Annotated in this window: 22 protein-coding genes; 18 read left to right on the top strand and 4 right to left on the bottom strand. The window is 42.1% G+C overall.

The genetic code is table 11. The features are described 5' to 3' along the window. Window positions 1-272: 272 nt before the first annotated feature. Window positions 273-1,001: a hypothetical protein gene (locus WKT03_RS00675; RefSeq protein WP_262529141.1), complete on the top strand. Its 729-nt coding sequence runs from the start codon at window positions 273-275 to the stop codon at window positions 999-1,001. A gap of 50 nt (window positions 1,002-1,051) precedes the next feature. After that, window positions 1,052-1,492: a DUF6796 family protein gene (locus tag WKT03_RS00670; RefSeq protein WP_021944184.1), complete on the top strand. Its 441-nt coding sequence runs from the start codon at window positions 1,052-1,054 to the stop codon at window positions 1,490-1,492. A 265-nt stretch (window positions 1,493-1,757) separates the two neighbouring features. Here the strand turns inward: WKT03_RS00670 and WKT03_RS00665 are convergent, their stop codons facing one another. From WKT03_RS00665 to WKT03_RS00655, 3 genes are read right to left on the bottom strand one after another with little or no spacing between them, the layout of a single operon-like run. Beyond that, window positions 1,758-2,726: a DUF4097 domain-containing protein gene (locus tag WKT03_RS00665; RefSeq protein ID WP_021944185.1), complete on the bottom strand. Its 969-nt coding sequence runs from the start codon at window positions 2,724-2,726 to the stop codon at window positions 1,758-1,760. Between the two features lie 2 nt (window positions 2,727-2,728). Then, window positions 2,729-3,322, bottom strand: coding sequence for a DUF1700 domain-containing protein (locus WKT03_RS00660; RefSeq protein ID WP_340390773.1), 594 nt, complete (start codon window positions 3,320-3,322; stop codon window positions 2,729-2,731). Next, window positions 3,315-3,635, bottom strand: coding sequence for a PadR family transcriptional regulator (locus WKT03_RS00655; protein ID WP_021944187.1), 321 nt, complete (start codon window positions 3,633-3,635; stop codon window positions 3,315-3,317). Before WKT03_RS00655 ends, WKT03_RS00660 begins: the two co-directional genes overlap by 8 nt. A 429-nt stretch (window positions 3,636-4,064) precedes the next feature. On the opposite strand from WKT03_RS00655, the gene ileS reads away from it, so the two are divergent. The 14 genes from ileS to WKT03_RS00585 all read left to right on the top strand — a co-directional run bounded on the left by ileS (window position 4,065) and on the right by WKT03_RS00585 (window position 19,308). Next, a complete protein-coding gene (gene ileS / locus WKT03_RS00650; RefSeq protein ID WP_340390772.1) occupies window positions 4,065-7,235 on the top strand; it encodes an isoleucine--tRNA ligase in 3,171 nt (1,056 codons plus the stop codon). Window positions 7,236-7,429: 194 nt separating this feature from the next. Then, window positions 7,430-9,148 (top strand): alanine/glycine:cation symporter family protein, encoded by a 1,719-nt coding sequence (locus WKT03_RS00645; RefSeq protein ID WP_340390771.1) that lies wholly within the window; start codon window positions 7,430-7,432, stop codon window positions 9,146-9,148. A 577-nt stretch (window positions 9,149-9,725) separates the two neighbouring features. Continuing rightward, on the top strand, window positions 9,726-10,016 hold the full coding sequence (locus WKT03_RS00640) for a GIY-YIG nuclease family protein (protein WP_117784524.1): 291 nt from the start codon (window positions 9,726-9,728) through the stop codon (window positions 10,014-10,016). Between the two features lie 57 nt (window positions 10,017-10,073). Next, window positions 10,074-10,637: a flavin reductase family protein gene (locus WKT03_RS00635; RefSeq protein ID WP_008402380.1), complete on the top strand. Its 564-nt coding sequence runs from the start codon at window positions 10,074-10,076 to the stop codon at window positions 10,635-10,637. A gap of 5 nt (window positions 10,638-10,642) precedes the next feature. Next, complete coding sequence (ispE, locus tag WKT03_RS00630) at window positions 10,643-11,506, top strand: 4-(cytidine 5'-diphospho)-2-C-methyl-D-erythritol kinase (RefSeq protein ID WP_117784523.1); 864 nt, start codon at window positions 10,643-10,645, stop codon at window positions 11,504-11,506. 59 nt (window positions 11,507-11,565) lie between these two features. Beyond that, entirely contained in the window at window positions 11,566-12,243 is a 678-nt protein-coding gene (locus WKT03_RS00625; protein WP_340390770.1) for a GntR family transcriptional regulator, read from the top strand. A gap of 211 nt (window positions 12,244-12,454) precedes the next feature. After that, window positions 12,455-12,802, top strand: a complete 348-nt coding sequence (locus WKT03_RS00620; protein ID WP_021944192.1) for a PadR family transcriptional regulator — start codon at window positions 12,455-12,457, stop codon at window positions 12,800-12,802. Next, a complete protein-coding gene (locus WKT03_RS00615) occupies window positions 12,777-13,253 on the top strand; it encodes a hypothetical protein (protein ID WP_340390769.1) in 477 nt (158 codons plus the stop codon). Before WKT03_RS00620 ends, WKT03_RS00615 begins: the two co-directional genes overlap by 26 nt. A 21-nt stretch (window positions 13,254-13,274) precedes the next feature. Then, complete coding sequence (locus WKT03_RS00610; RefSeq protein WP_340390768.1) at window positions 13,275-13,739, top strand: hypothetical protein; 465 nt, start codon at window positions 13,275-13,277, stop codon at window positions 13,737-13,739. Window positions 13,740-13,743: 4 nt separating this feature from the next. Then, a complete protein-coding gene (locus WKT03_RS00605) occupies window positions 13,744-13,887 on the top strand; it encodes a hypothetical protein (protein WP_340390767.1) in 144 nt (47 codons plus the stop codon). A 694-nt stretch (window positions 13,888-14,581) separates the two neighbouring features. Then, window positions 14,582-14,974: a hypothetical protein gene (locus WKT03_RS00600; RefSeq protein WP_118483028.1), complete on the top strand. Its 393-nt coding sequence runs from the start codon at window positions 14,582-14,584 to the stop codon at window positions 14,972-14,974. 98 nt (window positions 14,975-15,072) lie between these two features. Beyond that, window positions 15,073-16,320, top strand: a complete 1,248-nt coding sequence (locus WKT03_RS00595) for a hypothetical protein (RefSeq protein ID WP_117784518.1) — start codon at window positions 15,073-15,075, stop codon at window positions 16,318-16,320. Window positions 16,321-16,336: 16 nt separating this feature from the next. Beyond that, window positions 16,337-17,059, top strand: coding sequence for an ATP-binding cassette domain-containing protein (locus WKT03_RS00590; protein WP_117784517.1), 723 nt, complete (start codon window positions 16,337-16,339; stop codon window positions 17,057-17,059). Window positions 17,060-17,121: 62 nt separating this feature from the next. Further along, window positions 17,122-19,308, top strand: a complete 2,187-nt coding sequence (locus WKT03_RS00585; RefSeq protein ID WP_147340243.1) for a hypothetical protein — start codon at window positions 17,122-17,124, stop codon at window positions 19,306-19,308. Between the two features lie 110 nt (window positions 19,309-19,418). On the opposite strand, the gene WKT03_RS00580 is transcribed toward WKT03_RS00585, so the two are convergent. After that, the gene (locus tag WKT03_RS00580) at window positions 19,419-20,480 is read right to left on the bottom strand and encodes a Gfo/Idh/MocA family protein (RefSeq protein WP_340390766.1); all 1,062 of its coding nucleotides are present in this window, start codon (window positions 20,478-20,480) and stop codon (window positions 19,419-19,421) included. 509 nt (window positions 20,481-20,989) lie between these two features. Here WKT03_RS00580 and WKT03_RS00575 point away from each other — a divergent pair. Next, window positions 20,990-22,561, top strand: coding sequence for a spore germination protein (locus WKT03_RS00575; protein ID WP_340390765.1), 1,572 nt, complete (start codon window positions 20,990-20,992; stop codon window positions 22,559-22,561). Window positions 22,562-22,585: 24 nt separating this feature from the next. Beyond that, a complete protein-coding gene (locus WKT03_RS00570; RefSeq protein ID WP_340390764.1) occupies window positions 22,586-24,289 on the top strand; it encodes a hypothetical protein in 1,704 nt (567 codons plus the stop codon). The last annotated feature ends 28 nt before the right edge of the window (window positions 24,290-24,317 follow it).

Genomic DNA, 24,317 nt, shown 5'->3' with positions numbered 1-24,317 from the left:
CATACTGTTTTGCCACAGGAAAGTCAATTCATGGAGCAGACTCCAAGATGAAACATTTTTAATTTTTTTCAAAATTAAAAATGTGCAGTTTGTAAGTTTATATATGTGCTGGTACAAGGTAACAATTATACAGAATCGTCTAATGAAAGTGTATAATGAAAAATAGTGAAAATTAGTGAAAAAATAGTGAAGATATAATGGAGAAAAAAGCCCATATTTATTATAATAAAGAAAATGTCCTGCCAGACAGGACGACAAGGGGAGAGCTACAAATGATGCAAATGTTAAAAATCATGTTCATTATTCTAGTGGGAATTGGCATGTTGATCATGGGGATATACACATTTATCCGGTTGAAAAAACGACGCAGGGAATTAAAGCGGCTGTTGGATAATATTGCTTCGGGATCAACGGTGGATCAGTTGTTAAAGGAAAACCATCCGAAGCTGTCAGCTATGGATGAGATGGAAAAATATATCTATATCATAATGGGACTTGGAGCCGGGTTTATTTTGTTTGGAGCATTTTTCATGGCGCAGGAGCTGATGGAGAGAAATGTCATACCGGATATGACAGGAACGATCGGGTGGATGCTTGTGCAGCGGTTGGTTGCATTTGCATCCGGCATCATTCTCCTTTTTACAGGAAGTGGCATGAAGAAGAAACAGGTAAAAGAAAATGATTACATGGATATGATGATTCCGGGGAAGGTAGTCGGAGAAGTGCCGGGAGCTAAGACGCTGACACCGGGAAAGGCGATCCTTACGATCCAGTATACCGATCCTTATGATGGCAGTGTGCATAACTATCAATTGGCGCAGGAATTGAGCCGGAAGAAGCATCCGGTTGGCAGCGAATATCCGTTGTACTATTCCAGAGAGCAGCGCAAGGTATACGATCCGGGATCAAACAAAGTGAACCGGAAAACAGAACTGTTTCTCAAATGGCTGGGGATTATCATATGTCTGGTGTCCGTGTTGAGTATGTTCACGGCATTTTGACGAGGATAAGATAATATGCTAGAATGGCATTGGTTAGCAAACACTAACCAATGCCATTTTACGTTAAAGGAGAGAAAATTTATCATTATCTGAATGCATTTGGTCTGACTCCATGGATGTGTCTTCACTTGTTCTATATTATGATCCTGTATTTGTATACATGGATGATGGGACATGGATATGCCGATGCTGCACTTCCGGCATGCGGAGCCTTATTTGATCACCTGTCATGGGTTATCATAGTAAGCGAAGTCGTTATGCTTCCGGTATTCTTATACTGGTTTTATGTGGTCGTGTGTGGCAAAACCACATTGCCAAGATGGATGGCAGCAGGAAATGTACTTGTATTCTACTGCATTCTCTATGTTATAAAATCAATACTTCCGGATACAGCATTCCGTCTTGGATTCACAAACGGCTTGATGAGCGAAAGCATGATCTTTTTCTTTATCCTCATATGGATTGTAGGAAGCAAAACTGCGGAGAAATAATAAAAAGGGATTGCCCTGTTAATCAGATTTACTGCTGTCTCTGAAATGACTAACTGCGGTTTCTGTTCGATGCACATGTCTTATTCGTAAATACTCCGGTGCTAACTCGCCTTCGGCTCAAACAAGCACTCGTATTTACTGACAATGTGCATCTCTCAACGAAATCCTCGTAATGTCATCTACAGAGACAGCGGTAGATCTGTTTTAACAGGGCAATCCCTTTTTCGTTTTTATAGACTTTTTTTTAAAATAATATTCACTAATATTACTTCTGTCTGATGCTAATATCGCCGCTGGTTGTGCTGACGCCACATTCATATTTGGAATAATTTGCGCCATGTGGAATATCAACATCGCCATTTTGTGTATCTGCTAAGAAACTGTAGTTTCGGTCAGAAGCAAGAGCCAGATCAATGTCGCCGCTCGTAGCAGAAATGCTGATCGTATCAGCGGCCGTGATGGACATATCAATATCGCCACTCGTCGTATTACTGGAAAGACTGGTATTAGCAGTAATGTCACTGGCTGATACATAGCCGCTTGTGGTATAGAATTCTGCCTGATCTGTTGTTATGCGGTTCAACTGGATATCACCGCTTGAGGCATGAAGCTCTAGCTTAGTTGTAAATGAACCATTGCTGATAGAGATATCACCCGATGTAGTTTTGACTGTGAGGGTATTAGCTTCGATATCTGCGATATGGATGTCACCGCTGTTTGTCTTAAGACTGGTATATGAAGAGTTAAACACTGGCTTGCTATCAGTCTTGTGAGAATACAGATAGTCGATATCTCCACTTGCTGTGGTTACCTGGATAGATTCGTATTCTTTATCTGCCAGATAAACAACGGTAGTAGTATCCTGACCAAATCCGAGTGAGATTGTCGGATGGTGGGTACGTTTGTCTTCGCAGCGGAAGGTGAGCACGCCGTCAACAACCTCTGCATGGTTGGTCAGACCATCTGTATCATAATATTCGATGTAATTCGTTCCGTTGTCGGAGTTTTTGATCATGACGTCGGTAGATGCTTCGCCTGCGATGTCAATGGCGTTGAAATCATCTGTGATCTGAACTGTTTTCTTTACATAGTCCGGCAAGGCTTTCATACCGAGCAGGTCGACAGAACCATTTGGAAAATGAAATCCGTTAATTGCAATACTTAAGAAAGCTATAATGACGCCGACCACTATAAATATAGAAGCAACAATAACAGCTTTTTTGGATTTACTCATAATTATCTCTCCTTTACAAACATTCTCTTAATTCCATTGACGGATGCCTTGTACAGCTTGAAAATGCCGATCGTAACAGGCTTCACGGCTACGATGAACAGGATCGCAAGTCCGATTCCGGCAAATGCAGCTCCAAGCATGAAAAGGGCAGCCGGAACATTCTGTGTAACAAAAAATGGAATAACTCCCAGCAGCCCGCCGATACCTGCAACAGCCATCGAGAGTACGATCGCATAGAAGGACAGAAGAAGTGCCAGTATGACAACCGCCATGGTGATGATCAGAACGATCGCGGTCAGTAACAGTGGAGCCCATATAGGAGAACCAAGAATCAGCAAAATGATCTCCCATGCTTTTAATCGGTGGGATGATTTGATCTTTTCTTTTACAAGTTTCGTCAGTGGCATATCTGCCAGAATCTGATCAACGACATCGTCCGGGGCATCCATATCGGCAACCGCATCTTCCTCCGACAGACCATCTTCCATACGGTCATCGATCATTTCACTATAATAATCCATAAATTTATCAATATCGTCTGCCGGCATTTTCCGGATCTTTCCCCGGATCGCTGACAAATATTCCTGTTTAGTCATTGTCATTCTCCTCTCTGATAATAAAACGATATATAGATTCAAGTTCTTTCCATTCTTCTTTAAATTCCTCGATTCGTGCTTTGCCTGCATCGGTAATATGATAGTATTTCCGAAGTCGTCCGTTGTGTTCTACGGAGCGAACGGTGAGGAATGCGCCGGTTTCCAGTCTTCGCAGGATCGGATACAATGTAGATTCCGATATCGTTACAAAAGGTTTCATATCCTTGATGATCTGATATCCATAAGAATCTTCATCCTTGATCGCAGCCAGTACACAGACATCCAGCATACCGCGTTTTAATTGAATATCCATATGTATACCTCCTTATGCACTATACTATATGACGCATAGTATAATATGTCAAGAGGTATTTTGTAAAAAATAATTTGACAAGAACGCTCATGGTTGCTATACTCAAGGTTGATAAAAATAAGAAGAAAAGCGATGACAGAGACAGTAGATCATGTTTGAAAGGCAGAGCGAGCCGGAGATGGTGCAAGACCGGTGCGAGTAGAAGATGATGGAAGATCACTCTTAAGCTTCAGACCGAAAACGACAGCCAGTAGGCTCTGACGTCATTCCCTCGTTACGGGAAGCACATATGTTAGTATGCAAGTAATAGGTGGTATAACGAGAACTTTAAGCCTTCGTCCTTTTTGCGGCGGCGGCTTTTTTTACTTTATAGAAAAGTTTGTCTAATAATATTTTGCATACATTGAATAAAAAGAAAGGAAGAACAACATGTACGAAAAAGTATCGACCAAATTGAATTTCGTAGACAGAGAACAGAAGGTTCTGGATTTCTGGAAAGAAAATCAGGTATTTGAGAAGAGTGTGGAAGAAACAAAGGATCTTCCGACTTACACATTTTATGATGGACCTCCAACAGCAAACGGTAAGCCACATATCGGCCATGTGCTTACACGAGTTATCAAGGATATGATTCCAAGATATCAGACAATGAAGGGCCATAACGTAGTAAGAAAGGCAGGATGGGATACACACGGCCTTCCTGTAGAGTTGGAAGTTGAGAAACTTTTAGGAATCGATGGCAAAGAGCAGATCGAGGAATACGGTCTGGAGCCATTTATTCAGAAATGTAAAGAATCCGTATGGAAATACAAAGGTATGTGGGAAGAATTCTCCGGCAAGGTAGGATTCTGGGCAGATATGGATGATCCATATGTAACATACCACAATGATTTCATCGAGTCTGAGTGGTGGGCACTGAAGAAAATCTGGGATCAGGGACTTTTATACAAAGGCTTCAAGATCGTGCCATATTGTCCACGTTGCGGAACTCCACTGTCAAGCCACGAAGTAGCACAGGGTTATAAGACTGTAAAGGAACGTTCCGCAGTTGTAAGATTCAAGGTTATTGGCGAAGATGCATATTTCCTTGCATGGACAACTACACCTTGGACACTTCCATCAAACGTAGCCCTCTGTGTAAATCCGGATGAGACTTATGTCAAAGTAAAGGCAGCAGACGGATATACCTATTATCTGGCAGAAGCACTGGCAGACAAGGTGCTCGGCTCTCTTGCAAAGGAGGCTACAGACGATACACCTGCTGTACCTGCATATGAAGTTCTGGAGACATACAAAGGAAAAGATCTGGAATACAAAGAGTACGAACCATTATATGAGTGCGTAAAGCCTGTATGCGAGAAGCAGCATAAGAAGGGTCACTACATTACATGTGATTCATATGTAACTATGACAGATGGTACAGGTATCGTTCATATCGCACCTGCATTTGGTGAGGACGATGCAAATGTAGGAAGAAAGTACGATCTTCCGTTTGTACAGTTCGTAGATGGCAAGGGTGATCTGACAGAGGAAACCCCTTATGCAGGAATCTTCGTAAAGGATGCAGATCCAAAGGTATTGGTTGACCTTGACAAAGAAGGACTTCTGTTCGACGCACCAAAGTTCGAGCATGAATATCCACACTGCTGGAGATGTGATACTCCGCTGATCTACTACGCAAGAGATACCTGGTTTATCAAGATGACAGCAGTCAGAGATAAACTGGTTAAGAATAACGACACCGTAAACTGGATTCCTGAGAGCATTGGTAAGGGACGTTTCGGTGACTGGTTAAAGAATGTACAGGATTGGGGACTTTCCCGTAACCGTTATTGGGGAACTCCGTTAAATATCTGGGAATGTGAATGCGGATGCCGTCATGCGATCGGTTCGATCGAAGAATTAAAGAGCATGAGCGACAACTGCCCGGATGAGATCGAGCTGCACCGTCCGTTCATCGACGCTGTAACGATCAAATGTCCGGAGTGCGGTAAGCAGATGCACAGAGTATCTGAAGTTATAGACTGCTGGTTCGATTCAGGTTCCATGCCATTTGCACAGTGGCATTATCCGTTTGAGAATGCAGACATCTTCGAGAAGCACTTCCCTGCTGACTTCATCAGCGAGGCAGTTGACCAGACAAGAGGATGGTTCTATTCTCTGATGGCGATCTCAACCCTGTTATTTGACAAGGCTCCGTTCAAGAATGTAATTGTCCTCGGACATGTACAGGATAAGGATGGACAGAAGATGAGTAAGTCCAAGGGAAATGCCGTAGATCCGATGGATGCACTGAACAAATACGGTGCAGATGCGATTCGATGGTATTTCTACAGCAACTCTGCTCCATGGCTTCCAAACCGTTTCCATGAAGATGCGGTTATCGAGTGCCAGAGAAAGTTCCTCGGAACCTTATGGAACACTTACGCATTCTATGTATTATATGCAAATATCGACAACTTCAATCCACTTGAGCATGAGCTGGATTACGAGAAGCTGTCACTGATGGATAAATGGTTATTATCAAAGCTGAACTCAACCGTAAAGGCTGTTGATGAGAACCTTGCAGCATACAAGATCCCTGAGACAACCAGAGTATTAGAGGAGTTCGTAGATGACCTTTCCAACTGGTATGTTCGTCGTGGACGTGAGAGATACTGGGCAAAGGGTATGGAGCAGGATAAGGTAAATGCCTACATGACATTGTATACAGCCCTTGTTACAATCTCCATGACAGCAGCTCCGCTGATTCCGTTTATGGCAGAGGATATTTACCAGAATCTGGTAAGAAGCATTGATAAGGATGCTCCATTATCTGTTCATCTGTGCGAGTTCCCGAAGGTAGAGGAGAAGATGATCGACACAGACCTTGAGGCAGCTATGGATGAGATCTTAAAGATCGTTGTTCTTGGACGTGCAGCCAGAAATACTGCAAATATCAAGAACAGACAGCCAATCGGAACCATGTATGTAAAGGCAGCAAAAGAGCTGACAGAGGATGAGAAAGCGATCGTCAAAGACGAGCTGAACATCAAGAACGTAGTATTTACAGAGGATATCGCAAGCTTCAGTTCTTACACATTCAAGCCGCAGCTTCGTACCGTAGGACCAAAGTACGGCAAGCAGTTAGGCGGAATCAAGGCATATCTGTCATCCGTTGACGGAAATGCAGCTATGGCAGAGCTGAAGGAAAAGGGTGCTCTGACATTTGACGTAAACGGCACAGAGGTATCTCTGGCAGAGGAAGATCTGCTGATTGATATCGCACAGACCGAAGGCTACGTTACAGAGGCAGACGGTGCGGTAACAGTTGTTATTGACACAAATCTGACAGAAGAACTCTTAGAGGAAGGATTTGTCAGAGAGATCGTATCCAAGATCCAGACCATGAGAAAGGAAGCCGGCTTCGAAGTAATGGACAAGATCACAGTCTATGCAGAGGGAAGCGACAAGGCAACCGGACTTATGAATGCAAATGCTGACAGCATTAAGTCAGACGTTATGGCAGATGCACTGGTAACCGGAAGCGTAGATGGCTATTCCAAGGAATGGAACATCAACGGCGAGAAGGTAACACTTGGTGTAAAGAAAAACGCATAAATAATACAGGGCATTGACCGATGCCGAAAAAAGCAAATTCATACTTGCTTTTTTCGGAAAGCGTCTGTATTATAGATAACATATTAAAAGGTGCAAGGAAGTACTGGAGATAGCAACTTCCCTGCACCTTTTTCTCGTTAATGAAGTTGTCAATTACACAACAAGAAATAGGAATGAATATGGAGGCGATGGGTATGGAAAAACTCAATCAGATTGTAAGTGCAGTTGATTCGTTTGTGTGGGGACCGGTGATGCTGGTGCTTCTCGTAGGAACCGGTATCTTTCTGACGATACGGACGCGATTCCTGCCGTGGAGGAATCTCGGATATGCGATCAAGAGCACACTTAGTAAAGAAGCAAGAACAAAGAACAGAGGAACCGGTGATGTATCCCCATTCTCAGCACTGACGACAGCGCTTGCCGCAACGATCGGAACCGGAAATATCGTAGGTGTGGCGACAGCAATGGTATCCGGTGGTCCGGGTGCTCTGGTCTGGATGTGGATCTCGGCGTTGTTCGGAATCACATCGAAATTCTCAGAATGTATGCTGGCGATTAAATACCGTGAGGTAAATGCCAAAGGAGAGATCTCAGGTGGACCGATGTATACGATGAAGAAAGCATTGAAACACAAAAGATTCGGAAGTGTGCTCGGTTGGCTGTTTGCATTCTTTGCGGTTGTTGCATCCTTTGGTATCGGAAATATGACACAGGCGAACTCAATCGCATCTTCCATGAATGAGACCTTTCACATCAATCCGATCATCATCGGTGTGATCCTTACGATCCTTGCCTTAATGATTATTATCGGTGGTATCAAATCCATATCAAAGATTTCCGCGATCGTTGTTCCGTTTATGGCAATATTCTATGTGCTTGCAGGACTTATAGTAATTATCGGAAATATATCGAATGTGCCGGAAGGCCTGCGTGAGATCTTCACAATGGCATTTTCCATGAAATCCGTATCCGGCGGTGTGCTTGGTACCGTAGTTGCATCTATGACAAATGCAATGCGATTCGGTGTTGCCCGTGGTTGTTTTTCAAATGAAGCAGGTATGGGATCAGCAGCGATCACTGCAGCAGCAGCTACGACAGATAACCCGGTTCGTCAGGGATATATCAACATGACAGGAACCTTCTGGGATACGATCGTTGTATGTACGATCACCGGTCTGGTAATCGCAAGCTCCGGTGTGATCGGCAAGACATCGACAACAACGGAAGGCTCATATGCGATCACCTCTGAAGCCGAAGATACACTGGCTCTGACATATGAAGAAAAGGGTAAGATGGTGACGACAGAATATACTGTTACATACAAAGATGGAACATTGACTTTGTCCGGTGGAGCAGAGGATATCGTTCTGACACCATATGCAGACGCTTCCGATAGTGAAGCATTTGCAAAACTTCAGCATCAGCCGGATAGTCTGGAAGCAGTTTATGAGAATGGCGCGATCACAGGTGCATGGACCTCTGGCTGCAATGCTTATATTTTTGATGAAGATGGTACATATTATTATGAAGAAGCCTATACAGGATCGGCGTTGACGATCAAAGCATTTGAGACAGTTCTGGGTAAGGCGGGAGCATGGCTGGTAACGATAGGTATTGCATTATTTGCATTCTCGACCATCCTTGGATGGGAGTATCATGGAGAGAAAGCCTTTGAATACCTGTTCCATTCCCACAAATACAACATGATCTATCGTATCGTATTCTCCCTTGTAGTATACATCGGTGCGACGACTTCACTGGATCTGGCATGGAACTTCTCGGATATTGCAAATGCACTGATGGCGATTCCGAACCTGATCTGCCTGCTTCTGTTAAGCAAAGAGATCGCAACGGATATGCGGGAATTCCAGAAAGTACTCGCAGAAGAAAAAGCAGCAAAGAAGCGTGCGTAAATAGTCGACCTGCCGGTAAGTCTTTGGAACAAAAATGAAAGATAAAAGATACATTATTAAGATGAAGCAAAACCTGTTTATGTATTGATATATAAAGCAAAAATGGGAAATAGCATTACTATTATGTAGCAAGCCTTTTTCAACGCCGGTTCTTAGTGAGTCGCCACAGGCGAGGAGCTTAGCACCGCTGCGTTGAAATAGAGTGCAAACGACTTGCGAAATAATATGTAATGTATTTTCCATTTTGATTCAAAAACCTACAGACAGGTTTTGCGTCATAATAATGATGTATCTTTCATTTTTTAGTAGCAAAATGACAGTTTATGAGTATAATTATAGTAAACGCGCAGACGGAATAATGAGAGGAAGATGCCGGAATATGAAGCATAGCCGGATATGAGAGCGCATGAAGATGCGAGACTTACTGATGAAGTACCGGAATCTGTCTGCTTTATTATAATGGATTCAGAAATGAGTTCAGGGGGAAGCTGCCGGAGAAACTCCGGCGGCATACCCGGATACATAGAAAGTCGATATCGGCTTTGGATAAAAAAGAAAACATGTGGGTAAAAACACAATGAGTACGACAGAAGAAAAACACAACTATACTTACATAGTCCGGTGTAAGGATGGAACGTATTACACCGGATGGACGAATAATCTGGAAAAGCGGATGAAAGCACATAATGAAGGACGAGGGGGCGCCAAGTATACCAGAAGCCGGCGCCCTGTTGTCCTTGTTTATTATGAGGAATCAGAGACGCCGGAGGAAGCAATGAGCAGAGAGTGGCACATCAAGCAGATGAGCCGGAGCCGGAAAGAAGAATTAATCAGAAATTTTCAATCAGATAGTATACAGAAGCCATGAAAATAGTATAAAATATAAGAATTGAGAAAATAAAAGTCGAACACCAGGAGGTTATAGATGGGAAGACAATTATGGAAACCGGGAAATATGCTGTACCCGGTACCGGCAGTTATGGTAACATGTAAGCGGGAAGGCGGACAGCCGAATATCATCACGATCGCATGGGCAGGAACGGTCTGCAGTTCTCCGGCGATGGTTTCAATATCTGTTAGACCGGAACGCTATTCCTATGATATTATAAAAGCCAGTGGAGAATTTGTGATCAATCTGGTGACTGAGAAGCTGACATTTGCGACCGATTATTGTGGCGTAAAGAGTGGGCGCGATATTGACAAATTCAAAGCAACAGGACTTCATACCTGTCCGGGACTTACAGTTGCCACACCGGGTATCGCAGAGAGCCCGGTCAATATCGAATGTAAGGTAAAAGAAGTGATCCCGCTTGGAAGTCATCATATGTTCCTAGCAGAGGTAACCGGCGTACAGGTGGATGAAGCATACATGAATGAAAATGGCAAATTCGAGCTTAACCAGCTTGGACTGGTGGCATATTCCCATGGAGAATACTTTAAACTTGGAAAGAAACTGGGAAAATTCGGATATTCAGTGAGGAAAAAATAAGAAATATGAAGATAGAATTACAGGCATATGGTAAAGTAAATCTGGGACTGGACGTGCTCAGAAGAAGACCGGACGGTTATCATGAAGTAAAGATGATCATGCAGACGGTAAAATTACATGACACATTGACATTTGAGACAGTGGATGAGGATGTGATCGTTCTCAGCACAAATGCGGACGAGCTTCCGGTAAATGAAGATAATCTGGTATATAAAGCATGTCGGATGTTGAAACAGGAATATCAGATCACGCGTGGAATCCGGGTATTTCTTCAGAAAGAGCTTCCGGTTGCAGCCGGAATGGCTGGCGGAAGTGCTGATGCGGCAGCAGCGCTGATCGGAATGAATAAGATCTTTGATCTTCAGATTCCAAAACACAAGCTGATGGAATATGGAGTAAAGCTTGGCGCAGATGTTCCGTACTGTATCATGAAGGGAACTGCATTATCAGAAGGAATCGGTGAGAAGCTGACAGCACTTGCACCGATGCCGGACTGCTATATCCTACTTGCAAAACCGCCGATCGCGGTATCGACGAAGATGGTATATGAGAACCTGCATGCAAATGAATTAAAAGAACATCCGGATATAGACGGCATGGTGATGGCACTGGAAGAACATAGCCTGCAGGGCATCACGGAACGTATGGAGAATGTGTTAGAGACAGTAACTGAGGTACGGTATCCGGTTATTGCAGAGATCAAAGCTTGCATGAAAGAATGTGGTGCAATGAATTCACTTATGAGTGGAAGCGGTCCGACTGTATTTGGTATATTTACAGAGAAGGAAAAAGCGGAAAAAGCGGCGGATGCGATCCGCAGCCGGAAGCTGGCAAAGCAGGTATTTGTCACACAGCCATATAATGTGTAAGATCAGGCAGGACAGAGGGAGTTGTTCTGCAGAAGAAATAGAGAGAAATGGGGTAACTTATGGAGTTGAAGTTAAATATGGATGAGTATCTTCCGCTTCGGGAGGTTGTATTTGAAGCGTTGCGGGATGCCATCGTACATGGAGAATTTGAACCGGGCGAACGGTTATTAGAAGTGGCACTCGCAAAACGTCTGGGTGTCAGCCGGACTCCGGTGCGTGAAGCAATCCGGATGCTGGAATTAGAGGGCTTAGTCGTGATGGTTCCAAGGAAAGGTGCAGAGGTTGCCCGTATCACGGAGAAGGATCTCCGGGATGCATTGGAGATCCGTCTGAGTCTGGAAGAACTGGCAGTCGAACTTGCCTGCAAGCGGATTGATGAAGACGGCAGACTCAGATTAAGAGAAGCCTGTGAGAATTTCCGTGAGGCAGTCCGTTCCGGTCGTGTGCCGGATATCGTAGATACAGATGTTGCCTTTCATGAGACAATCTGTGAATTAAGCAACAATCCAAGGCTTGTGAGTCTTACCAAGAACTTCGGAGAGCAGGTGTACCGATACCGTGTGGAATATGTGCGGGATACCGGATATCATGGCAAACTGCTCCGTGAGCATGATGAGATCACGGAGGCGATATTGCTCGGAGATGTAGAGAAGGCAAAAGCAGTTATGCATCAGCATATTTACGATCAGGAGCAGATCGTGATACAGAATATCAAACAGAAACAGGATACTGTATAAGGCCGGGTGGTCAGAAATAGGGAGTGGACAGTAAGAAATTTACCGTTCACTCCCTGTTTTTGACCACTCGGTTCATTTTGCAGTTTTTTCAGGAATAATCTGTTATAGTAGAGGTGTTCTGAATACATCAAGCGTGTAAAATAAATTGACAAATACATATGTATGCCATATACTTGGTATTACTAGGTATAAAATAATAGGAAGAGAAATTATGGCAAATCAAAGTATAAATCAGTTTAAAAAAGGCATACTTCCCATGCTTATCCTGCAGATCATAGCAGATGAAAAGGATTATGGTTATAACATTGTCAATCGTTTTAATGCACGATGTGTTGCCGGAATGGATATCAAAGAAGGAACACTGTATCCGATCCTGCACAGATTAGAAGAAGATGGTGCGATCGTTAGTGAATGGGTGATGGCATCCGAGAATGGAAAACCAAAGAAATTCTATAAGATTACAGAAGAAGGGAAGCTTCTATTGGAAGAACAGTGGAGTTGCTGGGCGCAGATAGAAGGAATGGTACGAGGCTTTGAGAAAAAACATATATCTGATTAAAATATTTATTTTACTGCATGCACCATTTGGACAGCGGATGCAGTTTGTAAAAGAGATAAGACGATCTATAGATGATAAATTGGACTCGGGCATGACGATCGATGAAGTGTTTGAGGAGCTTGGTGAAGCTTCCGCACTGACAGAAGAGTATAACGATATCGGTATGCGGCAGCAGACAAAGGAGTATGTATGGATGATGCTCTGGATCCTGGTTGGAATCTGTCTTGGTGTTCTGTTGGTGATTGACGGATATACATTATATACCGGATATCATGAGATCAATCAGTATATAGCACCGACAGGATATGAGTGGATTGATTTTAGACCAAAGGCAGGGGGAACGTGGGACAAAGTGATTGTGGAAAGCGTAGGTTTTTGTATTTGCATGGGAAATGTGATCTATCATTATAAAAGACGAAGAAACGCAAAGAAAAAAGATAATGAGCTATAAATAAAAAGGGGAACAAAAGAAATGAAAAAGAAGAAATATCTTATGAAGATATTCATGCATCTGCATGCACCATTAAAGGAACGGATACAGATGGTAAAGGATCTGGGACGATCATTAGATGATAAACTGGCAGAAGGAGAAACCATAGAGGAAGCAATCGCAGAACTAGGAGAAGCCTCAGACATTATTCAGGAATATGAAGATCTCGGATTGAGAAAGCGAACGAAAGAATGGGCGCTTGCTGTGATCTGGATATTGATCGGAATCGTGGTGGGATATCTGTTGTTTACGGAATGTAGGATACTGTATAGGGGATACAATTATATAATAATACGGACATCACCTAACACGGGCGTTGGAGTAGCCTATGGAATAAATGTAGGTGCAGAGGTAGTGAAAGTAGTGTTTGAATCGATAGGTTTTATTATATGTGTAGGAAATGTTATCTGGCATTTTATAAAACAAAAAAGAAAAAAGGAGATGTAAGAAAATGAAGAAAGTAGTGCGAAAGATAGTAAGTATGGCATTAGCATGTATGTTAATTTGGGTGATTCCAATATCAGCTCATGCGGAAACAACGGAGTCGATAATAATGGATGAAGGAACAGAAAATACAATGGAGCTGATAGGTTAGGAAGTTGTACATATAAAATATGATGGGACAATAGTCCATGAACTAATATATACAAAATTGCAGAATAAAAAATTATTGTATGCAAGTCAATCGGATAAAGTTACATGTAGCTATGCATATTACTATTTGGGAAAGGATTCTAAGAAACAGCCTCAGTATCAGATTGTTATGAATATATCTTCAAAGGAAAACTTAAAATCAAGTGTACTAAGTACCAAAGCAGAAGGAATATCAACTTGGCATAATAACACAGTGACACATTCCGGTAAGACAGGAACAAATACGAGAACTTTTGTTTATACAAGCAGTAATCCGCCGTCAAATCCGTATTGTTATGCAAAAGCAACAATTAAAACAGTTAATGGAACATATAATTTTTCTTTTGGCAAACTGACGAATCCTAAGAGTAAATAACAGATATACCTTGACCATTATATAAAGATGGTTAATGGATATAGATGTAGGGTCACTGGCTAATAATACAAGTGCCTTGCAAAAAAAGAGACTCTGGCACAATTTTGCGAAGAGAACCAGAGCCTCACAGCTCTATATACTTATGAAAAAGTACATGAGATAAATATACCGCTTTTTCATATGTATGTAAATACAAAACAAAGGAGGGCAGCATTACATAAGTAGAACTGTAAATATGCATGTTTGAAGGTATAGGAAAACATACAAAGGAGATTTTTAAATGAGCAAAGTGGTAAAGATAATGAAAAATAAATTAATGATTGCAGCTATGGTAGTAGTAATGGTATTTGGAACGGCAATGGTTCCGGTGCATGCAGCTGCTGTAGAGACAAATTATTATGGGGGAGGTGCAACTTATACATATTATATTCGAAAATCGGGAAGTTCCGCTGAATTGGGGTATATGCGTATAACAAGGACAAAGTCGGCAATAAAAAATACATTTACAGCGTCAAATCCATGTGACAAAGTTACATTGTGGATTAGGGAAAGTTCAACGGCATCAAGTGTTGACGATAGTATTGATGATTTAGTACAGGGAAATACATTCTCAGTAAGTAAGAATGGAAGAAATTATACAGCAGCATATGGTAAAGGACGAGTAGAGTATTAATTTATATTGCTGAATAATTTAACAATGATGACATCATAGGAAATTTGCTATAACAGAGCATTTTCCTATGATGTTTAGGATGAAAGCGGGGTTATTAGATGAATAAAACGATGCGCATTATTTGTATTATTTTATGCGTTGGTTTGATTATGGGATTAGGATATGTTGTCATACGAAAAATAAAAAAATATCCAGATGAAGTGGAATATTCTTCATTAAGAGCTTTTGCGGATGATGGTATGTATTATATAAAAAGAAATGTTCTTTATTTTTTGGATTCAAAGACGGGAAAATCGGTAGTGGTTTGCAATAAAGCTAATTGCAAGCATAATACAGAAAACTGTAATGCGTATATATTTGGACTGGGATCTAGTATGCTTTATTATGAAGATAAACTATATATAAGTGAATTTGATTCTGAGGTAACAATTAATGATGAGGATGATGCCGTATATAAAGGGGCTGTACAGATTCGTGAAGTAGAAAAGGATGGAAGCAAAGTGAGTATTCTGTATTCGGCAGATGAAGGCGCTGTTTTTGATATGGAAATGATAGATGGAATATTATATTTTACTACATGGAAATATCATGATGGATTTAAATTGAATCAATATCAGCTTGATTGCACGTTGTATTCATATGATCTGAGATGGAGGCGGTTACGAGTATTGTTAAGTTATGAAGGAGATGCAGAACATGACAATTCAACACTTCATATATTAAATAATAAAAACAAAGAAAAAATTTATCTGACATATGGTTATAAAGATAGCCAGAGAAACAGGCACACTATACTGCTTACATATAATATAGAAACCCATAAAGATGAAATTGTTGCAGATAATTTAAATACAGAATATGGGAAATCCTTTAATATAATCAGTACTGCAAGTGGTATTTATATAGAAACGAAGGAATTGGATAATGGTGTAGAATGGACTGTGATATATTCGTGTGATGCAGACTTGCAGAATCAGAAAGAAATTTTTCGGATTGTAGATGGAGATATTTATTGTATGGATCGATACTTGTATGCAATTAATACAGATTACAATAAGTTTTTTTATCAATGTGATACAGGAACTGTTTATCTGGCAAATACCTGTTTTACAGAAGAAGGAACTTATATATCCGATATTTATGGCTTGGATGAATCAAGTGACAAGATATATATAGATGGACATGATTATACTGGTATGAAGCCAGGAGATGTAATCACATCGGATCAGAGTGAACAGACGGTGACAGGATGGACAGAATTCCGGGATACATATTTTACAAAACTGGAGAATGCAGATCAGAATACTGTGGAAGCATTTGACTGGGTGAAATGGCCGGAAGAGTGATAAAGGGGATGAGGATATGGAATTAAAACTGGAGCATATCTCGAAAGAATATAAGAATACAACGGCGCTTGATGATTTTTCCATGACATTCTCAGAGGGGATTTATGGATTGTTGGGGCCAAATGGTGCAGGAAAAAGTACCTTGATGAAGTTGATTACAAGAAATATCAAACCGACAGCAGGAGAAATTTATCTGGATGGAACAGATATTCATACCCTGAAACGGGAATATCAGCGGCTGATCGGTTATATGCCACAGCAGCAGGCGATCTATCCGTTTTATACCGGACGGATGTTCCTTGCATATATGGGATTGTTGAAAGGAGTAGAGAAAAAAGTACTGAATGATGAGATCGAGAAATACGCATCAAAGGTAAATCTTCTTGATGTACTGGATCGAAAGGTCGGAACATATTCCGGCGGTATGAAGCAGAGACTGCTGATCGCGCAGGCATTTCTTGGGGATTCAAAGATCATTATTTTTGATGAGCCAACAGCAGGACTGGATCCGAAGGAGAGGATCCATGTACGGAATCTGATTCATGATAATTCTGCAGGGAAGATTATTTTGATTGCTACTCATGTTGTTCAGGATATTGAGGATATAGCAAGTCAGATCATGCTGCTGAAAAAAGGTGTGTTGATCGAGATGGCAGCACCGGAGATCCTGACCGGAAGAATCACGGATAAAGAGAATCCGGATCTGGAAGATGTATATTTAAGTATATTTGGAGAGTAGCTTTTTGCAGGTTGGTCATTTCCGGATAGAGAAAGTGGCTGCCTGTGGAAATGGAGGACGATATGAGTAGATCAAAACAAATGGAAAAAGCTGCTACCATCAGTCATTCCGGACGAAGAGGCGGATTTTTTCGATTTTTTATAAATGAAATACGGGCTATTTTATATAACCGGAAATTAATATTATGTTTTTTGTTGTTTTTAGTTATGAATGTGGGCCTGTTGATCGTAGCCTTTGCTACTGATGAGGTGGATAGTACACAGTATGCAAGGCTTCGGACAGATCCGGATTCCATTATGGATATGTATATGGAAGATCCAGAATCAGAGACATATAAACAGTTGTTTGATGAATATATGGCAAGCACAACGTATGACGAATATCTGCAGAAGGTTATAGAAGATGCAGAGATGAATCAGTCGATTTCCATATTTCAGACAAAGTTCTCGATCAGTAATCTGGAACGGACAAAGAGGGATTTTGAAAGACTTGTGGGAACAGAAGCATCCTTTGTTGGCGGATATGGAATCTGTAAGGCATTGAATTTTACCGGAAGTTATGTTCTGATATTTTTCCTGCTGGTTGTTCTGGTGCTGGAACTGGTGCTGCGGGATAAGAAGAATGGTCTGGCAAATCTGTATAAGACAACGTGGAATGGAGACAGTCGTTTATTGTTGTCTAAGTATGCGGCAGCATTTGTCTATATGGCATTATTTGTGGCGGGAGTATTCTTAAGTAATATTTTGATTGCCGAATGGAAGTTTGGAGCTGTAGATCTGTCAGCACCGGTACAGAGCCTGATGGATTATATTGGATATGGCTTTTCCTGCAGGATCAGTACATTTGTTGTTCTTGTCTGTTTGGTAAAGATTCTGATCTTTGCAGTGATCCTTGCAGCATTATTTACATTTGCAGTTGTTTCTTCAAATGAAGTTATGTTGTGTGTATGGTCGGCGGTTGCCATGTTTGTAGAATTGCTGTTTTCCGTATTGGGAGAGAAACTGAATCTGACATTTTTATATCGATTCTCTATTTTTTCAATGCTGGATACAACCAGATTTTTTCAATATGAGAATTATAATCTGATATCTCATGCAGAGCCTGCAATCTATCTGGACTGTATTATCTGTGCAGTGTTGTTGGCAGGATTTCTTATCATATCGTCGGTAATCTATCTGGAGGGAAGCAGTGATTATCGGGAGAGTCGTATACGATTACGAAAAAAAGGTACGAAATCCCGCAGGATATTTTCCTCAGTATGGAGACTGGAAGGCTATAAGTTATGGTTGGGATATAAGATGATATTTGTTATTTTTCTGTTGGTTGGATTTCAGGTGTACATTTATCAGAACAAATCTGTACGGTGGAGTGCAAATGAATATGCATACCAATATTATATCAGTCAGATTGAAGGTGTGGTTACACAGGAAAAGCTGGATTATATAGCCTCAGAGGAAGAATGGTACGAAAAACTTCACGAAGAAGAAGATCGGGTTGACCGGGACTACGCTGCAGGGAAGATAACTGAAAAAGAGTATAATGATAAATGGGATGAGATGAATAAGCAGCTTGCAAATGAGGAGAGTTTCTTTCGCTGTCTGGAATATGTGGATTATATTAAGCAGCAATGTGGAATCACGTCACAGGTTTCGGAAGCCGATCCTGCTGTACTGGAACGGATAGGATTTGTCTATGCCAGAGGCTGGAATATCCTTGCCGGAAGCAAAGACTATAAGGATGACGTGATGAATGCAGCGAAGGTAATCGTTGTACTGATGCTTACAACTGCATTTCTGTATCTGGAGGATTACAGATATAAGATCAATGGCATTATTGATATTACAGAGAATTACAGGAAACTTCATGTGATCAAGGCATTTCGGATGCTGCTTATTATTCTTGTTGTATACATGATCGTTTATCTGCCTGAACTTATGTGGGTGAAAAGAGAAATTGGGCTGGCAGGAGGAAAATATCTGGCACAGTCTCTTCCGTGTCTGGAACAGGTTGGCATATCAACCAGTATTACCGGATATTTCCTGCTGGTATCTGGAATTCGGTTGATCACGATTCTGGTACTGACTGTACTCTATGTTCTAGTTGGAAAGCTGATCAGGAGCACAAATGGTGCGATATTCTGTGCGGCAGCCGTTGCGCTTTTGCCATTGCTGCTGTACCTGTCAGGATTTACTGCAGCAAAGTATTATCCGTTGGTTCAGCTATTATCAGGCAATATGCTGCTTAGATAAATGAATATTTAAAGAGATCCCACTGTGACAGATGATAGATGTCCCCTTTTTATTGGACAATCAGTGAAAGAGGTGCATATCATCTGTTATAGTGGGATTTTTGTATGCTGTTACCAGCTCTTTCGTATCTCGTCAAATAGCCGCATGATATATAAAGTATGTTCATGTGGCATTTCCGGACATTCAGTCAGACCTTTTTCAAGTGCTCTCTTACAGGCGAGCACTTCATATTCGTAGCCGCTGATCTGGGCAGGACAGTTGATCGTCTGAACCAGTCGGCGGTCATTTTCATATATACGGAATGCCTCGTAATTATTGATATTGTCAACCTCGATGTAACCTTTTGTTCCGTAGATCACGCCGCGGCGGTCGGTGGCTGATTCCATAGTTGTGAACAGACCAGCGATCGCACCGTCCGGGTATACCAGGTTGATAAATTCTGTTTTGTCTACGCCTGTTTCGTGTGGAGTCATCGTTGTGTGGATTGTTGATACGTTGTCGCCAAGCACCCAGGTCGCAAAGTTTAAGGTATATGGTGCAAGATCTAAGAGAGCACCTCCGGCAAGCTCCGGGCGAATCAGACGTTCTACCTGCATCAGGGAATAACCAAGATTTGCGGTCAGCCCTGTTATTTTTCCGATAACGTCGGAATCTATAATTTCTTTTAAAGTAAATGACATTGGCATATAGCGAACCCACATCGCTTCCGCCAGTAATATATTTTTCTCTTTTGCAAGCCGGATCATATCTTCGGCTTCTTTTGTATTTACGGCAAATGCTTTCTCACACAGAACAGCCCGGTTATAATTCAGACACAGCATCGTATGCTCTTTATGGTGGGAGTGTGGAGTTGCAACGTAGACAAGATCGATCCCGTCATCGGCAACCATTTCTTCATAAGAGCCATACCATTTGGATGCATGATAAGTATCTGCAAACTGTCTGGCTTTTTCTTCCGTTCTGCTTGCTACAGCATAGAGTTCCACATCTTCCATCTGGTTGACGGTTTCCGCCATTTTGCGGGCGATACCGCCTGCACCGAGGATGGCAAGGCGTAGTTTCCTGTTTTCTAATCTGGCGTGTGGGGTTGCCGTAGCATTTCTGTTGTCTGATTTATAAATTGGATCTGTTGTATGTTTTTTGTTGTCGGATATATTATCTGATTTTATCATTTTTTTGTTTCCTTTCTGGGTGGTTTGTGAAGCCATGGTATTTCTATATTTCCGGTTAAGATTCTATATGGCGCTGATGAAACGGAAGCTATTTGAATATTGCCGGGTTCATCATATGTGAGCAATTCTATGATTTTATGTAATTACTATAGAAGCTTTTGGGGATTTGTGCAAGCGCATCCCATCGTAATGATCATTATATCGTACTCGTTCAATGCATTCGAAAAATCGACCCTTGCAAGCAAGCGATTTTTCATCATTATATCATGTGCTTCGCACATTCTATGCATTCCGCAAAATCAGCATCCTTGCAAGCAAATAATTTTGCGTTCATTATATCATGATTCAATGTAACATTTTATGTATAGTTCAGAGGGTTACTGGCAATACTGGAAATAGTAAGAAAATAAAACAAGCAATAGTTAGATCATGGAGGAATAAGGTTGGGGAAAGTCGGTCAGAGTCATAAAAAATATAAATGTACATAGGAGCGGCGGGAGGTGGAACGTTTGGGGAAAGACAGAGATGCAGAAGGCGGTATTTATAGTGCAGACAGCCGGATTGACAGAGACATAGATGCAAATATCAGCCGGGTAAAGACACTGTTTGCTGATTGGGGAGACGTCGTGGAACGTCGATTTACTGTAAGAAGAACCGGAATGGATGTGTATGCAGAAGATATCACCGGATCAGCAGATGAGACGTCCACGTCGGTAGGAGCAATCTATGTAGTGTACATTGATGGGCTGTGTGACAATGGTCTGATCGAGGATACGATCATTAAGCCTGTGACTTGGGAGTGGCGGCATGAGCATGGCAGTTCCCTATGGGAGGCAATGGATTCATTTGAGACACAATCGGCGGATATAAAGGCAGAAAATGACTTCAAAAATGTGATGTTTTCCATATTGAAAGGAGACACAGCGGTATTTGTATCGGATGCAGACCAGGCGTTTGTTGTGTCTTCCAAGAAGCTGCCGGTACGTGGGGTGGAAGAAAGTTCTACCGAGGGTGGAATGCGTGGGCCGCGGGATAGTTTTAATGAAAGCATTCGTACATCGACAGCCCTTATCCGACGAAGAATCAAAGATACCAGATTAAAATTGATCCAGAATACGATCGGTGTTCGTTCCAGAACCGAGTATGGAATCATGTATATTGAGGACATTGCAGAGAAAAAGCTGGTTGAACAGGTGAAAGAACGGATGAATGAATATGAGATAGATGCCATATTTGACAGTGGCATGGCGGAACATCTGATGGAGAAGAAATGGTACCGGCCGTTTCCGGTGTTCCAGTCAACCACCAGACCGGATAAAGCGGCGGCGGCACTGGCAGATGGCAGGGTTGTAATTGTATTTGATAATTCACCGGAGGTTCTGATCGCGCCGGTGACGATCAATACATTATTCCAGACTGCCGATGATTATTATAACCGTTGGCCGGTTGCAACTTTTGCCAGAATCATTCGTTATATAGCGGCATTTATCGCGGTGGGGTTGCCGGGCTTCTATATAGCTGTTACCTGTTATCACCGGGAGGTGATACCGGATAAACTTCTCTATGCGATTGCAGTTGCAAGAAATCAGTTGTCTTTTCCAATCGTGTTAGAGGTTTTGATCATGGAGTTGTTGTTTGAATTGCTGCGGGAGGCAGGAATCCGTCTGCCGAGTCAGCTGGGAAATACGATCGGCGTTGTTGGTGGTCTGATCGTTGGACAGGCTGCGGTGGAAGCAGGGATTGTCAGTACCATTGTGGTGATCGTAGTTGCGCTGACAGCGATTGCTTCTTTTGCAATTCCAAATGAAGCTTTTGCGTCGGTGTTCCGTCTTTTAAAATTTCTAACTATACTGGCGGCTGCTTTTTTTGGACTGTATGGCTTCCTTCTGGTGATGCTTTTATTGATCTATCATCTTGCCGGTCTGAACAGCTTTGGTGTTCCGTACATGGCACCGGTCGTAACCTGTGGCTATGCAGAGGATGGAATGGAAGATTTTGTCATTCGTAAGCCAATCAAAAAATTTGTCTTTCGACCGGCATGGGCGAACCATAGAGAACGCAGGAGGCTTCGCAAAAAGTAATGATGAATGGGTGTGAATCAATATATGGATTATAGAAATGTGACGTTTCGGCAGCTTTTTATAACGGGAACTTGCCTGATTTTCCCGATTACTTTCTGGAATATGGTACAGATTATGACGGATTTTTCCAAAAACAACGGTGTTTTATCACTTTTTTTGATGCTAATACTTGCTCTGGTTTATGTGGTGCTACTACATCTTGCGCTTTCCGGTGTAGTGAAATTGTCAGATCCCGTTAAAGAAAAGACAGAGATAACGGGTGCAAAAGTATGGAATAATAAGAAAAAAATGGCTATTGCATCTATTTATGTGATCAGATATGCAATTCGAGTTCTTTTTTTGCTTTATTTCTTTGTACAGGGGAGCCGGATCCTGATGCTGCCGGATTATGCAGGAGTGGTTCTGGTTGTTCCGGTATTACTGACACTTTTCTATATGGCAGGAAAGGGTCTGCGTGGTTATATCGGATTTGCGGAAGCAAGTGTGATCGGAATCGGGATCGCATTGGTGCTGTTTGTTATTTGTGGATTCTGGAATGCTGATTTTTCCCGACTAAAAGAATATGCAGAATTTCAGATGCAGGCATCTGTATGTAACACAATATGTCAGATTTTGATAAAAGGATATCTGATGATGGTAGGGTTATGTATGCTGGAATTTGTCATGTATCTTTATCTGAGAGTAGAGAAACGAAGACGAGGGATGCTGGTGTGGACGGTATCTGTTCCGGTTGTGTTAGCCCTTGTTGCTTCCTGTTTTGTGATATCACTACTTGGCTTGCAGAGCAAAACAATGACTTCAAAGGGAATACTAAATGTTGTGGGTGCGATGATGTTCCCCGGAGGTGCAAATGCGAGGCTTGGTTTACTCGCCTGTTATCTGCTTATAATCTTCGGACTCTTGCTTCTGGCTATCCACATTGTATTCATTTGTCAGTTTGTGGATGAGATCTGGAAGATCATCTGTGTATGGAAAAAGAGCGGCGGGATGAGAGCAGCCGGGAATGATAAGAGTACAGAGTTTCATGGACGTGATTCTGATAATGCAATGGATAAAAAAGTGATGGAAGAAAAAAGAAGCCTGTGGATAAGAAGCGGCTGCGTGGTTGTTTTGTTTCTGTTGTTTTTGTGGATGGGCAGGTTCCTTGGAGAACGGGATGCCGGCCGGGCATTCATGATCTACATTGCTGCTGTGGATATTCCTTTGTCTGTTCTTGTACCGGCATTTGCAGGACGGAAACGGACGAATCCGGGGAAGCTTGCAAAGATGGCTGCAGAAGTGATCGGTGGAGTTCTGATCACCTGCATATTGTCCGGGTGCATGGACAGATCCATTGAAGCGGTAGACTATCTCCGTGTGGTTATGATCTCTGAGACAGAAGGGGGCTACGAGTACACATTTGTTACAGACAGTCTGGAGGGAGCGGAGTCAGCAGCCGAATCGGAGGAGCGGGAGTATCCGGTTGTTGCGGAGAGCCTGCAGCAGGCACGGGCTGAATATGATCAGGCGCATGACCGGAGCCTTGATCTGAGCCATGTTGAATATATCGTGGTGGATTCCGAAGAAACCCTGCGACAGATGTATCCGGAGCTGATAAAAGAATTTGTAACGAATTATGTAGAAGTAATCTGCACCGATTCGCTTTATCAGGGTGAAGCGTCCGGCAGCATCCGGAAATATATCGCAACGCATTACAAAGGAGAGTGTCTGGCGACACTGGGGGAGTAGACATTCGTTTAAAGTATTAGTTATTGAT

Source organism: Coprococcus sp. HCN-4056 (assembly GCF_037892645.1).
In the GTDB taxonomy this organism is placed as follows: Bacteria; Bacillota; Clostridia; order Lachnospirales; family Lachnospiraceae; genus Coprococcus; species Coprococcus ammoniilyticus.
This window is presented reverse-complemented; position numbering and strand designations above follow the sequence as displayed.

Excerpts from the sequence above, each read along its gene's own strand:
- WKT03_RS00675 (WP_262529141.1), top strand. The coding sequence starts at position 273 with ATGATGCAAATGTTAAAAATCATGTTCATTATTCTAGTGGGAATTGGC.
- WKT03_RS00670 (WP_021944184.1), top strand. The coding sequence starts at position 1,052 with ATGCCATTTTACGTTAAAGGAGAGAAAATTTATCATTATCTGAATGCA.
- WKT03_RS00665 (WP_021944185.1), bottom strand. The coding sequence starts at position 2,726 with ATGAGTAAATCCAAAAAAGCTGTTATTGTTGCTTCTATATTTATAGTG.
- WKT03_RS00660 (WP_340390773.1), bottom strand. The coding sequence starts at position 3,322 with ATGACTAAACAGGAATATTTGTCAGCGATCCGGGGAAAGATCCGGAAA.
- WKT03_RS00655 (WP_021944187.1), bottom strand. The coding sequence starts at position 3,635 with ATGGATATTCAATTAAAACGCGGTATGCTGGATGTCTGTGTACTGGCT.
- ileS (WP_340390772.1), top strand. The coding sequence starts at position 4,065 with ATGTACGAAAAAGTATCGACCAAATTGAATTTCGTAGACAGAGAACAG.
- WKT03_RS00645 (WP_340390771.1), top strand. The coding sequence starts at position 7,430 with ATGGAAAAACTCAATCAGATTGTAAGTGCAGTTGATTCGTTTGTGTGG.
- WKT03_RS00640 (WP_117784524.1), top strand. The coding sequence starts at position 9,726 with ATGAGTACGACAGAAGAAAAACACAACTATACTTACATAGTCCGGTGT.
- WKT03_RS00635 (WP_008402380.1), top strand. The coding sequence starts at position 10,074 with ATGGGAAGACAATTATGGAAACCGGGAAATATGCTGTACCCGGTACCG.
- ispE (WP_117784523.1), top strand. The coding sequence starts at position 10,643 with ATGAAGATAGAATTACAGGCATATGGTAAAGTAAATCTGGGACTGGAC.
- WKT03_RS00625 (WP_340390770.1), top strand. The coding sequence starts at position 11,566 with ATGGAGTTGAAGTTAAATATGGATGAGTATCTTCCGCTTCGGGAGGTT.
- WKT03_RS00620 (WP_021944192.1), top strand. The coding sequence starts at position 12,455 with ATGGCAAATCAAAGTATAAATCAGTTTAAAAAAGGCATACTTCCCATG.
- WKT03_RS00610 (WP_340390768.1), top strand. The coding sequence starts at position 13,275 with ATGAAAAAGAAGAAATATCTTATGAAGATATTCATGCATCTGCATGCA.
- WKT03_RS00605 (WP_340390767.1), top strand. The coding sequence starts at position 13,744 with ATGAAGAAAGTAGTGCGAAAGATAGTAAGTATGGCATTAGCATGTATG.
- WKT03_RS00600 (WP_118483028.1), top strand. The coding sequence starts at position 14,582 with ATGAGCAAAGTGGTAAAGATAATGAAAAATAAATTAATGATTGCAGCT.
- WKT03_RS00595 (WP_117784518.1), top strand. The coding sequence starts at position 15,073 with ATGAATAAAACGATGCGCATTATTTGTATTATTTTATGCGTTGGTTTG.
- WKT03_RS00590 (WP_117784517.1), top strand. The coding sequence starts at position 16,337 with ATGGAATTAAAACTGGAGCATATCTCGAAAGAATATAAGAATACAACG.
- WKT03_RS00585 (WP_147340243.1), top strand. The coding sequence starts at position 17,122 with ATGAGTAGATCAAAACAAATGGAAAAAGCTGCTACCATCAGTCATTCC.
- WKT03_RS00580 (WP_340390766.1), bottom strand. The coding sequence starts at position 20,480 with ATGATAAAATCAGATAATATATCCGACAACAAAAAACATACAACAGAT.
- WKT03_RS00570 (WP_340390764.1), top strand. The coding sequence starts at position 22,586 with ATGGATTATAGAAATGTGACGTTTCGGCAGCTTTTTATAACGGGAACT.